Genomic DNA, 13,210 nt, shown 5'->3' with positions numbered 1-13,210 from the left:
GTTTAAATAGTGTCTGAATTATGGTAATGGATTAAAATTTGTAAGTAACAGTTCCCACTGCATTAATCAGTTTCTGTGGATTAGCTGTTGTATATCCTATCCAGTAACGTTCGTTTGTGAAATTGTCTACTTTTACTCCTATCCTGAATTTTTTAGCATCGTAGTAGGCGCTGGCATTCAATACGACATATGACGGTAGTGAGAAAACACCATCGGCAGAGTTGTATATTTTATTTTCGCTGGCGTAGTTTCCACCAACTCCGAATCCTAAGCCTTTAAGTTTTCCATCAAGAAACTGGTAGCTTGCGTATAAATTAGCCAGATAAGGAGAACCTGACGTATTCGGTCTTCTGTCTAAAACAGACGGATCTGCTTTTGTATATTTCGAATCATTATAAGTAAAACCGGCAATGGCAGTAAAACCTTTTACCAGATAAGCATTCACTTCAAGCTCAACACCTCTGCTTACAATAGTTCCGTCCTGTATCTGTGCATTGGGAGCATCTACGGTAGGTACATTTCTTAAAACATCCTTTACTTTAATGTTGTAGTAACTGAAAGTAGAAGATACTTTTCCGTTGAAAAGGCTTGTTTTAATTCCTCCTTCCATTTGGTTAGCCTGTTCAGGAAGCGGAGTATTTGTTGCTCCTGCTCCGTCTACATAATAACTGAGGTTTTTAAAACTGTTCTGATAATTCCCGAAAAGAGAAACCTTGTCTTTGATTACTTCATACACAACCCCAAGTTTTGGAGAAAAGAACGTCTGATTCATTTTCTTTCCGTCCGCAACATCTGCTCCCGGTTTATTGTTGAAATTGTCAACACGTAAAGCCATCAGCACATTCAGATTGTTCGTTATGTTCAGGACATTGGATAAGTATACGGCGTAGTTTTCCTGTGTTCCGGATATTAAGTAGGGTTTTTCATTTCCAGCCATTCCATTGTACATAGATTGAAGTGCCGTTCCGTTGAAGTTGGTATAGTTGAAGCCCGGCTGATGTAATGGGACTGGTACAGACTCACCGGCGGCATTTTTGTCGAATCCGTTTACATCGTAGAAATTCTGACTGTTGTTTATCCTTAAATAATCAAATCCTAGAACTACACGGTTTCTTAAGTTTCCGATTTTAAAATCTCCGTTAAAGTTCTGCTGGAAATTGATTGATTTTTTTCTGCTGTCTCGGGTAGACTGATCACTTCTGTACATGCTGGTAGCATCATCACCCATAAAATACAGATAAGGCATAAACCCGTCTGAATAGCTGGAAGAACTGCTGAAATTGGTAGAAGAAGTGATGGAATTTGAAATTTTATACTGAACCTGTCCGAAGAAATTGATGCTTCGTCCCGTATTGGTAAGGTCATTTCCTAAATATGAATTTTTGTAATCCAGATTTAGGTCCCTGATGTTATTCACCTTCTGCAAATATTTTCCTGAATAAAAGAAGAACGTCTGATCGCTCATACTCTTCATTTGGAATAATTCCATATCCAGGTTAATGCTTAATCGGTCTGTTGGTTTATAGCTTAAGCTTGGCGCAATCGCTAAATTTCTTCTGAAACCTTCTGTCTGAAATGTACCTTCGTTGGTATAAGCAGAATTTAAGCGGAATAGAAGTTTCTTATCATTCGTTAGGGGAGTGTTGATGTCTACGGCGGCTCTGTACGTGTCATAACTTCCTCCTGCCAGACTTACATTTCCTCCGAAAGTCTCAAATGGTTTTTTCGTTACACGGTTGATAACACCTCCATAACTGGTCAGCAAGCTTCCGAATAATGTTCCGGATGGACCTTTTAAAACTTCCAGCTTTTCAAGGTTCACAGCATCTATAGTACTCGTTACTGCTCCAAGAACTCCGTTTCTCAATGAATTGGATGAAACAAATCCTCTTAAACTTACATAAGCACCACCATCACCTGCTCTTCCGTTGGATGTCCACATGGTTTGCAGACCCGTAATGTTTTTGAAAGCATCATCAACTGTAAAAATTCCCTGATTTTCTAAAATTACTTTATCTACGCTCGAATATACCTGTGGGTTTTCAATAGCTTTTAAAGGCATCTTATTGGAATAATCACTGTCTTTTTTGACATAGGTGTTGATGATCACTTCATCAATGCTTTTTAAGGCTGTTGAATCCTTTTCCTGGGCAAAGACCAGTAGAGAACCCAGCAATGAGGCACAGATCAGTACTTGTTTCATGAAAGTCAAATTTTTTGCAAATATATTGTTTTTAATTGTTCTAAATAAATAACAGGATTGATATTTATCATGAATTCATTAGGCACTAAATAACAAAACCCCGCTTCAGTCTGTGCTGAAGCGAGGTTTTTATGAGATTTTATTATTAATTCCTTAAGCAGGGATTTCTCCTTTGTATAAGAAAGAGATAATTTCTTTGTTCATTTTGTCTACCATTTCACTGAATAAGTGGAATGATTCCTGTTTGTAAATCACCAATGGATCTTTCTGCTCGTAAACGGCACCTTGAGAAGATCTTCTCAGGTCATCCATTTCACGAAGGTGAAGTTTCCAGTTTTCATCGATGATGGATAAAGTGATGTTCTTTTCAAAATCATTGATCAAACTTTCACACTGAGTATCGTAAGCTTCTTTCAGATCAGCCACAATCGTCATTGTTTTGTGTCCGTCTGAGAAAGGAACCTGGATCATTTTAAACATGGAACCCTGATTCTGATATACATTCTCAATGATAGGGAATGATTTTTCTTTCAGTAAGTTCAGTTTCATTTTATAGTCTTCCTGAGCGGCCTTGAAAACAAGATCTGTCAATTCAGGAATCTGCTTGCTCTTGAAATCATTTTCAGAAACCGGAGATTCCATCGTGAAGAACTTAATGATATCGAATTCGAAATCTTTATAGTTTCCTGTAGCTTTTCCTTTGGTAACAATTGAATTTGAAACATCGAAGATCATATTCGTAATGTCATACTTAAGGTGATCTCCAAAAAGAGCATTCTTTCTTCTTTTATAGATCACGTCACGCTGTTTGTTCATTACGTCATCGTACTCAAGAAGTCTCTTTCTGATCCCGAAGTTGTTTTCCTCCACTTTCTTCTGCGCTCTTTCAATAGATTTGCTGATCATAGAATGCTGAATCACTTCACCATCTTTATGACCCATTCTGTCCATCATTTTCGCGATTCTCTCAGAACCGAAAAGACGCATTAAGTTATCTTCAAGAGATACATAGAACTGAGAACTTCCTGGATCTCCCTGACGTCCCGCTCTACCTCTAAGCTGTCTGTCTACACGTCTTGAATCGTGTCTTTCAGTACCGATAATAGCCAAACCTCCTGCTTCTTTTACTTCCTTAGAAAGCTTGATATCCGTGCCACGACCTGCCATGTTCGTTGCAATCGTTACAACGCCCGGCTGTCCTGCTCCGGCAACGATCTCTGCTTCTTTCTTGTGAAGCTTCGCGTTCAATACCTGGTGTGGGATTTTTCTTAACTGAAGAGCCTTAGAAAGTAACTGAGAAATTTCAACAGAAGTAGTACCTACCAATACAGGTCTTTTTGCTGCTGTTAATTTTTCAATCTCTTCAATTACGGCGTTATATTTTTCACGGTTAGTTTTGAAAACTAAATCCTGTCTGTCATGTCTTAAAATAGGACGGTTGGTAGGAATCACCACAACATCTAATTTGTAGATCTCCCAAAGCTCTCCCGCTTCTGTCTCAGCTGTACCGGTCATCCCCGCAAGCTTGTTGTACATACGGAAATAGTTCTGAAGTGTTACCGTTGCAAAAGTCTGCGTAGCGGCTTCAATTTTTACATTTTCCTTAGCTTCGATCGCCTGGTGAAGACCGTCAGAATAACGTCTTCCTTCCATGATACGACCTGTCTGCTCGTCAACGATTTTTACTTCCCCGTCGATCACTACATACTCATCATCTTTTTCAAATAATGTGTAAGCTTTTAACAGCTGGCTCATCGTGTGTACACGCTCAGATTTTTCAGCGAATTCAGAGAAAAGTTTTTCTTTAGCCTCGAATTCTTCTTCTTTCGTAAGGTTTTTTGCCTCCACTTCAGCGATTTCTGTTCCGATATCCGGAAGAACGAAGAAGTTATTGTCAGAATTCCCCTGAGACATATATTCTACTCCCTTATCGGTAAGATCAACCTGATTGTTTTTCTCTTCGATAACGAAATAAAGATCTTTATCTACAATCGGCATATCACGGTTGTTGTCCTGCATGTATTGCGCTTCCACTTTCTGAAGCAATGCTCTGTTTCCGCTTTCCGATAAGAATTTGATTAACTGTCTGTTTTTAGGAAGACCTCTGTAAGACTGAAGTAATTTGAATCCTCCTTCTTTTGTGTTTCCTGCAGCGATTAATTTTTTCGCTTCATTAAAGAGTGCAGAAACCGTTTTTTTCTGAACTTCAACGATTCTGTCGATAGAAGGCTTAAGAACATCAAATTCCTGTCTGTCTCCCTGAGGAACCGGACCTGAAATGATCAATGGTGTTCTCGCATCATCTACCAATACAGAGTCAACTTCATCCACGATCGCAAAGTTCAATTCTCTTTGCACCAGTTCTGAAGGTGAAGTTACCATGTTATCTCTCAGATAATCGAAACCGAATTCGTTATTCGTTCCGTAAGTAATATCTGAGTTGTATGCTTTTCTTCTTCCATCTGAGTTCGGCTGGTGGTTATCGATACAGTCGATAGACATTCCGTGGAACTGATAAAGAGGGCCCATCCATGCGGAGTCTCTTTTAGCAAGATAGTCATTCACCGTTACTACGTGAACACCTCTTTCAGAAAGTGCATTTAAGTAAATAGGTAATGTTCCTACCAAAGTTTTACCTTCACCAGTTGCCATTTCGGTAATTTTACCACTGTGAAGAATAACCCCTCCGATAAACTGAACATCATAATGGACCATGTCCCAAACTACAGGAGTTCCGGCAGCGTCCCAGGAGTTTTTCCAGATGGCAGTATCTCCCTGAATCTCTACGAAATCTTTACCCGCTCCGGCCAATTGTCTGTCCCAGTCTGTTGCTTTGGTACGGATCTCTCCGTTCTGAGCCCATCTTCTTGCTGTTTCTTTTACCAATGCAAAAGCTTCAGGAAGGATCTGACCAAGAACTTTTTCTTCAATGTCGTATGATTCTTTTTTAAGAGCCTCAATTTTTGTGAAAAGAGCTTCCTTTTCATCTACATTAGGTGAATTTTTCACCTGCTCCTTTATCTGTTCTATCTGCGCTGTAATTTTGCTGGTTGCAGATTTAATATTGTCTTTAAATTCAGCAGTTTTTTCTCTCAGTCCATCATCAGTCAACTGTTGAATGGCTGGTTCTACAGCTTTGATTTTTGTTACAACTTTTTTTACTTCTTTTAGGTCCTGCGCTTTTTTGTCTCCCAAAAACCCTTTAAGAACTTTGTTTAAAAAACTCATAAATTTTTTGCTTTATGCTTAAAGCAATATGCTTTAAGCGTTTTACTGACACGCTTATCGTGTGAATTTTATATATAAAAAAGGGCAAAAAAGCTCTAAGCGCATTGCTTAAAGCTTATTGCTTTAATTAATATTCGTCTTCGTTCCAAAGGAAATCCTCGTCGGTAGGATAATCACTCCATACCTCTTCGATAGATTCGTAGATCTCTCCTTCGTCTTCAATAGCCTGAAGGTTTTCTACAACTTCCATGGGTGCACCAGTTCTGATTGCATAGTCAATAAGTTCTGCTTTTGTCATCGGCCAAGGCGCGTCACTTAAATAGGAGGCTAGTTCTAATGTCCAGTACATAATTTTCTAATTTTTTTGCAAAAGTATAAAATTAGCTTATATTATACGCTTTTTTATACTTGATTTTCAATTCTTTTTGATTAATTTTTGTTCATTGTCCGTCATAGACCGCATTACAGCTGTTCCGGCAACTTACATGATGTCATTTTCTCAAAAACCATTCCACAAATTTTTTTATGCCATTTTGGAAGTCTGTGTCTGGTTTGTAGTCTATTAATGTCTTAGCTTTTGTGATATCTGCATTGGTTTTCTGGACATCTCCCGGCTGCATTGGCAGAATTTTCCGGGTGGCAGAAATTCCAAGGGTATTTTCTATGGCAGCCAGCATTTCGGATAAAGTGACGACCTCGCTTTCCCCGAGATTAATAATTTCATAAACCCCGGAATGATTTTCCAGATAAACAATGGATTTCGTGATTCCATCAATGATATCATCAATATAAGTATAGTCTCTGGCTGTATTTCCATCGCCGTAGAACGGGATTTCATGGCCTTCTGAGATCAGTTTTGTAAATTTATGGATAGCAAGATCCGGCCTTTGTCTCGGCCCGTAAACGGTGAAAAAACGGAGCTGGATCATGTCAATATGATACAGATTATGGTAAACATGTCCTAAAACTTCGCCACTTTTCTTGGTTGCAGCATAAGGTGAAATGGGATTGTCCACATTATCGGTTTCTGCAAAGGGTGTTTTTTCGTTATTTCCGTAAACACTTGATGAAGAAGCGCAGATGAATTTGTTGATATTGAATTCTTTACAAAGCTCCCATAGATTCATGGTACCTCGGACATTTACTTCCTCGTATTCCAAAGGTCTTTCAATGGAAGGACGTACGCCTGCCAGTGCTGCCAGATGAATAATTAGGTCTATTTTATGGTTTTTGAAAATGGTTTCAAGTCCGTTTTTATCCCGAATGTCCTGATAATAGAGTTGGTAGCAGTCTGATTGGGAAATAGTCATTAAATGTCTAATGTCTGTCTCTTTGTCCGAAAAATCAAAATCATAATTTTTATCGATAGATGCTAAAGTATTTTTAATTTTTATCTGATAATTGTAGAAATCATCAAAATTGTCAACGTTTATGACAGAATGTCCATTTCGTAATAATTTTTCTATTAAATGGGAACCTATAAATCCGCTTCCTCCAGTTACAAGATAAGTCATTTGTGATTTTTTAATGTCGCAAAAATATAAATTTACTTTTTGAAAATATAATCATTAAATTTACTTAAAAAAGTAATATAAACAGTATGCAGTTTCAAGGGCAAATTTTAAAAATGACGAGTTTCGACGCACAGCCGATCCAATATTATCTAAATCTTTCAGGGGATCTTATCCATATGAATGAGCTTTTCGGAAAGGAACTGCGTATAAAACATACCGGATTTCAGTGTGTCAACTGCGGAGAAAATAAGCCCATTTACAGAATGGGATTCTGCAAGAGCTGTTTCTTTGAAAGCCCTTATGCCAGTGATACCATCATTCGTCCTGAACTTTCCACAGCCCATTTAGGCGTTGCAGAACGTGACCTGGAAGTGGAAAAACAAATCCAATTGCAGCCTCACACCGTATATTTAGCATACACCGGAGATGTAAAAGTAGGAGTAACAAGAAATACCCAGATTCCAACAAGATGGATCGATCAGGGTGCCACTTTTGCACTGCCGATTGCCAGAACAGAAAACCGTTACGAAGCGGGAATGATAGAAGTTGCATTAAAAGAACATCTTCCTGACAAGACCAACTGGAGAAAAATGCTTCAGGATGATTTCGAAGGAGAAATTGATCTCGCCGATTTCCAGCAAAAAATCAGACAGTACTTTCCTGATGACTTCCAAAAGTTCTACAGTGAAGGGGAAGATTTGTGGAGATTTGATTACCCTTTTGAAAAACCGGCGAAAGTAACTTCATTCACATTAGATAAAAAACCTGAATTCACAGGAAAGCTTACCGGAATAAAAGGACAGTATCTGAGTTTCGATAGTGCCGATTTTATGAATGTAAGAGGTCATGAAGGCTATGTCATCGAGCTGGAGATAAAAAATTAATCTTATATTTAAGATGACAAACACCAAATTACAATATGAAAAAATGGGTCAAAAAGTTATTAATAAGCCTTGGAGTTCTGCTGCTCATTATTTTAGCCGCGAATTTCGGACTGAATATATGGCTTAAAACCCAACTTCCTGATTATATAAAGAAGAATACAGATTATAAGGTATCCTATAAAACACTGGATGTAGATCTGGGCTCAGGAAATATTTTCGCTGCGGGAATTACCGTAAACAGCAAAGACCCACAAAACACTAACGTTATTGGTCTTCAGGGAACGATTGATACGTTAAAAATCAGTCGTTTTGGGATTTATGATGCTATTTTTAATAAAAGAATCAGCTCATCTGATCTGTTGCTGGCCAAGCCTAATTTAAATATCAGTCTTGCAAAGCCTGTAGACCGTAAAACCGGAAAAAAAAGAAATCCAGTCCTGTTTGAAAATATCAGGATCAATAAAGGAACAATTAATATTTTCAAGCATACAAAGCAGAAATTTTTGTCCGTTCAGCAACTGGATTTATTTGTAGAGAACCTGCAGATGACAGAAGAATCAGTAGAGGATAAACTTCCGGTAGTTTTTGACCGTTATTCTATTAAAGGAAAAGATTTTTTCTTCCGCCCGGATAATGTATACGCAATTACAATAGGTAATATTACGACGTCGGATGGTCAAATGTCAATCGGAAATTTCAGATTGATTCCGTTGTTGTCTTTTAATCAGTTTAAAAGATTCTATCCTCAAAAACCTAAACTCTTTGAATTCTCCATTCCAAAAATGGATTTTAAAGATGTGGTTTTGGCTAAAAACAAGATTTCACTGGCCAATGCAGATTTTCAAAATCCTGTCCTTACTGTTTACAACACGGGAGTAAAACCTAAAAAGGCTGAAAAAAAACTGAATTTTGAAGTTAATCTAGAAGATATAAAATTCAGTAACGCTGCTGTACTAATTAATAAACCAGATGGAAACAGATTACTTTCTGCAAAGGCATTGAATGTAAAAGTCAATCAGTTGAAATTTGATAAAGTCACCGCAGAAGAGGTAATTCCTGTCGGATATAAAGATTTTCATTTTTCAGGAAGAGATATTCAGTATTCAAATCACCAGAACTTCACGGTTGAAAGCATTGCACTAAACCCCAAAAGCGGGGAAATCAGAAATCTGATATTGTCTCCCGGAGTTCCGGAGACGGGAAAGGGTTCAATGGATCTGAAAACCGGACATATTGCCTTTAACATCAACAAATTTGAATTTGTTGAAAAGAAACTGAATCTGGATCTTAAAGATGTCTTGGTTGAAAATATAAGTGGAACCATTAAAGCAGGCGTGGATAAACCAAAGAAAAATCCAAAACCAGGAATCATTAATTCAATCATCGTCCGGAAAATGTCCCTCAAAAATTCTGATATCGTTTATGATAAAGGAATGCAGCCACTTGCTTTTCATGATTTGAACGCAACAGTTAATGCCATTGAAGTAGCGGCTAAACCAAATAACCAGGGACTTTCCTTTAAAGTGAAAGACTATTTCCTGACCACAAGGAATTTTGCCTACAGAACAAAGTTTTATAATTTAAGCGCGGGACTTTTAAAATTGAATAAAAATAAAATTCAGGTTAATAGTTTTATCATGAAACCGCTCGTTTCGAGAGCACAGTTTATCAAAATGATACCTGTAGAGCGCGATCTGTATGATATCAAAGTTTCTCAGATAGCAGCAGACGGACATTGGGATTTGTTTTCTGATAATAAATCGATCAATGCTTCCAATGTAACGGTTCTTGGTGCAGATGCCAATATTTTCAGAAGTAAGATTCCAAATGATGATCCGAAAGTGAAGCCGTTGTATTCCAAACTGCTTCGTTCGATAAAAATTCCGATGACAGTCAATAATCTTGATCTGAAAAATTCCGTTTTGGTGTACGAAGAAGATACACCCGAAAGTGCAGGCCCGGGAAAACTGACATTTGCAAATTTTAATATGAACGTTAAAAATCTGAATTCTGCCAAAACAAAAGGAAAGCCTACAAAAGTAGATATTAAGATCAACTGCTCATTCATGAATCTTGCACCTCTCTCCGTAAACTGGAATTTTGATGTAGCCGATCATAATGACGGTTTTGCTATTTCAGGAAAAACATCCAATCTTCCGGCAAGCGGAATCAATCCGTTTATCAGACCCTATCTTCATGTGACGGCCACTGCCGGAACGATTCAGGAAATGCTGTTCAGTTTCAAAGGAAATCCTGCAGGACTGCACGGAACGTTCAATCTGAAACATAAAGAACTTAAAATTGCCGTCTTAAATAAAAACAATCAGGAAAAGAAAGGAGTACTGACAGCTGTGGCGAATCTCTTTATCAGATCTGATTCCGGAAATTACCCCGAAGCTGTAGCCGTGGAAAATGTTGAAAGGGACCCAACGAAGTCATTTTTCAATCTTTTCTGGAAAGGAATTGAACAGGGATTAAAGAAAACATTGATTGGAAAGAATATTGATAAAACTGAGAAAACGGTAAAAAGTGCCGTTTCTTCTGTAAAGGAAGTCAAAAAAACGGTAAAAGAACTGAAGCAGGAGATCAAAGCAAAAAAGGAAGAACATAAACCAGAGGAAGAGAAAAAGGAAAAGAAAGGCTTTTTAAAAAACATCTTCAAGAAAAAAGAAACCCCCAAAACTGAATAGTTCGGGGGATATATTTAGATCTTCTGGTTGAAGGAAGTATTAAAAATTAAATTCTTCACTTTCCTGAACAGGAATATCTCTCAGGAACTCATCAAACTTTTCACCAGGATAATTACTGTCTGCTCCATAAGAATCGATGATCATTCCACGGTTTCCGGCATTATCTTTTAAAACATACAAAACCGCATTATCATCAGGATTGCTGTCGCCTTCAAAACGATAAGTCTTTAAAATGATAAGCTCAGAAGGTTGGTATACTTTATCTGAATTTTCAAATTTCATCTCACATTTGTCATTCATTCTGAATTCTCGATGTATTCCTCTCTCTGAAAGGGTTTTCATAACCTGGCTTAAGGTGGTCATTCTGTCGGTATATTCTGAATTATCCATAATATTATTTTTATAGGGTAGTACAATAATTAAACCATTGATTTGCTAAATTTAATAAAAAAGGCAATTACATTTTTCAACGAAATAAAGTTTAATGTTAACAAAATTTATAATTTGAATCAGAAAATTAGGTACGCTTTTTGCAATAGCTATCGTATTAAATCGGACGAAATATGAAAAAAGAAGTTGGCGTTTTACTGGCAGGAGGTGTTGGTCTTTTGGCTGTATTAGGTTTTATTGGATTAAAAAAGATATTGACTAAAAAAGATAAAAAATATAGTGATACCTATTCGGATTATCACAGACATTTTGATGACAAAAACCACGAAGATGAATATCACGGAGTGGAATTTTATGCACTGAAGTAGTAAAAGAATATATTTAATTATGTGAAATCCGGCTCCTTTTTAAGGGTCGGATTTTTCTGTGGATAACTTTAATGTTAAAACTCATTATTTAATTAGAAATCCAATCTAATTTTACAACATAATGCAAAACGAGAATTTCAAAAAAGGACAGGGCGCACAGTCGAACGTTATCAATCGTTTCGACAGGTACACCTATGAGCCTGATGATGAAGATTTCGAAGCAGTAAAAACCTCTTACACCGAAGTTTTTCCAAAAAGCATTGTGAATCAGGTGAAAAGTGAAGACCTCCCGATGGAGTATTCCATGAATCCTTATCAGGGCTGTGAACACGGATGTTCCTATTGTTTTGCAAGACCTACCCATGAATACTGGGGCTACAGTGCCGGAATTGATTTTGAAAGAAAAATCATGGTGAAGAAGAATGCTCCTGAGCTTTTGGAGAAGTTTTTTCAGAAAAGAGGTTACAAGCCCGCACCAATTTTGCTTTCCGGAAACACCGATTGCTATCAGCCGGCAGAAAGGCAATTTGAGATTACACGAAAACTGCTTCAGGTTTGTCTGGATTACAGACATCCTGTCAATATTCTGACAAAAAATGCACTTGTTCTGAGAGATCTGGATATTTTAAAACCCATGGCAGAACAGAATTTGGTTTCTGTCTCACTCAGTATTCCGACTATTAATGAAGAACTGAGACGAAAAATGGAGCCACGTACCAGTTCCGCTCCGAATAAATTAAAGGCTATAGAAGTTCTTACAGAGAATAAAATTCCTGTGCATGTCATGGTGGCACCTATCATTCCCGGTCTGAACAGTGATGAACCGTTGAATATTTTGAAATCGATCTCAGATGCAGGTGCGCTGAGCTTCGGATATACATTAGTGAGATTGAATGATACCGTAGAGCCTGTTTTCGTCAACTGGATTGAATCTCATTTTCCGGACCGGGCACAAAAGGTTTTAAATCTTATCCGTTCTATGCGCGGCGGAAAGCTGGGAGACAAGAGATATTTTGAAAGACAAAGGGGAGAAGGGAATATCGCGGAAATGATCCATACTACATTTAAGATCGGAAGAAAGAAGTTTTTCGATGGCAAAGAATTCCCTAAACTTTCCTCAGCGAATTTTACCGGAGCAAAAGATCAACAGCTAAGACTGTTTGATTGATAGATCTTATTTCTTATACCTTATATATATGACGGCAGATGTATGACAAGTATATAATATATATGTAGTATCAGATTCAATAGGAGCGGGCTTCAGCCCGCTTATAAGATATGTACATTGAATAAGGCTTCAGCCAAAACTGTTTGATTGAGAGATCTTATTTCTTATACCTTATATATATGATGCAGATGTATGATAAGGTATATAATATATATGTAGTATCGGATTCAATAGGAACGGGCTTCAGCCGGCTTATAAGATACGCACATTAAATAAGGCTTCAGCCAAAATTGTTTGATTGATAGATCTTATTTCTTACACCTTATATATGATGGTGGATTTATGATAACAAGTATATAGTATCAGATTCAATAGGGGCGGGCTTTAGCCCGCTTGCAATATGTATGCACACAAAAAGGCTTTAGCCAAAGCTTACGTACAAATGACAATCTTTATTTCCAGGCTTCTTCCGCAAAAATAAAATCCGACACCTCCGGAACCGGCGGTTTAAATCTAAAATCCGGCGATATCATAGGCTTAGAAAAGTCTTACGCTGAGTTTTTGAGCCTGATCTATGAACGTTTAAAAAGGTAAAATAACTATTCTAGAAAAGGCAAGCCTGAAAATCAAACATTAGTTTAAAATTTTTCTATCTGCTTCCCAGTGTCTTATGGATTTATAAGGCCTGTTCATGAATTTTATGTTAAATAAACTTGTTTTGCGTATTAATAAGTTGTTATCTTTGCCCCACTGAAAAACGAGAGT

9 protein-coding genes are annotated in these 13,210 nt (G+C 37.5%); 4 read left to right on the top strand and 5 right to left on the bottom strand.

From position 1 onward, the window contains the following. Positions 1–31: 31 nt before the first annotated feature. From BUA72_RS17110 to BUA72_RS17095, 4 genes are all read right to left on the bottom strand, one after another. Positions 32–2,203 carry a TonB-dependent siderophore receptor gene (locus BUA72_RS17110; protein ID WP_072924208.1) on the bottom strand — a complete coding sequence of 724 codons (2,172 nt, stop codon included), beginning with the start codon at positions 2,201–2,203 and terminating at the stop codon, positions 32–34. Between the two features lie 153 nt (positions 2,204–2,356). Beyond that, on the bottom strand, positions 2,357–5,431 hold the full coding sequence (gene secA / locus BUA72_RS17105; RefSeq protein ID WP_072924206.1) for a preprotein translocase subunit SecA: 3,075 nt from the start codon (positions 5,429–5,431) through the stop codon (positions 2,357–2,359). 127 nt (positions 5,432–5,558) lie between these two features. Beyond that, positions 5,559–5,780 carry a DUF2795 domain-containing protein gene (locus BUA72_RS17100; RefSeq protein ID WP_002662059.1) on the bottom strand — a complete coding sequence of 74 codons (222 nt, stop codon included), beginning with the start codon at positions 5,778–5,780 and terminating at the stop codon, positions 5,559–5,561. A 142-nt stretch (positions 5,781–5,922) separates the two neighbouring features. Beyond that, positions 5,923–6,945 (bottom strand): GDP-mannose 4,6-dehydratase, encoded by a 1,023-nt coding sequence (locus tag BUA72_RS17095; protein WP_072924204.1) that lies wholly within the window; start codon positions 6,943–6,945, stop codon positions 5,923–5,925. A gap of 86 nt (positions 6,946–7,031) precedes the next feature. Between BUA72_RS17095 and BUA72_RS17090 the strand changes: the two genes are divergently transcribed. Beyond that, the gene (locus BUA72_RS17090) at positions 7,032–7,829 is read left to right on the top strand and encodes a DUF2797 domain-containing protein (protein WP_072924202.1); all 798 of its coding nucleotides are present in this window, start codon (positions 7,032–7,034) and stop codon (positions 7,827–7,829) included. Positions 7,830–7,864: 35 nt separating this feature from the next. Beyond that, a complete protein-coding gene (locus tag BUA72_RS17085) occupies positions 7,865–10,519 on the top strand; it encodes a hypothetical protein (RefSeq protein ID WP_072924201.1) in 2,655 nt (884 codons plus the stop codon). A gap of 39 nt (positions 10,520–10,558) precedes the next feature. On the opposite strand, the gene BUA72_RS17080 is transcribed toward BUA72_RS17085, so the two are convergent. Next, complete coding sequence (locus BUA72_RS17080; protein ID WP_047456460.1) at positions 10,559–10,909, bottom strand: hypothetical protein; 351 nt, start codon at positions 10,907–10,909, stop codon at positions 10,559–10,561. A 173-nt stretch (positions 10,910–11,082) separates the two neighbouring features. Here BUA72_RS17080 and BUA72_RS17075 point away from each other — a divergent pair, with 173 nt between their 5' ends. After that, entirely contained in the window at positions 11,083–11,277 is a 195-nt protein-coding gene (locus tag BUA72_RS17075; protein ID WP_034724644.1) for a hypothetical protein, read from the top strand. A gap of 121 nt (positions 11,278–11,398) precedes the next feature. Next, positions 11,399–12,445, top strand: a complete 1,047-nt coding sequence (locus tag BUA72_RS17070) for a PA0069 family radical SAM protein (RefSeq protein ID WP_072924199.1) — start codon at positions 11,399–11,401, stop codon at positions 12,443–12,445. Positions 12,446–13,210 lie beyond the last annotated feature (765 nt).

The organism is Chryseobacterium sp. OV279 (assembly GCF_900128945.1).
Lineage (GTDB): Bacteria > Bacteroidota > Bacteroidia > Flavobacteriales > Weeksellaceae > Chryseobacterium.
Note: the sequence above shows the minus strand (reverse complement) of the source record. Positions and strands in the feature narration are given on the sequence as shown.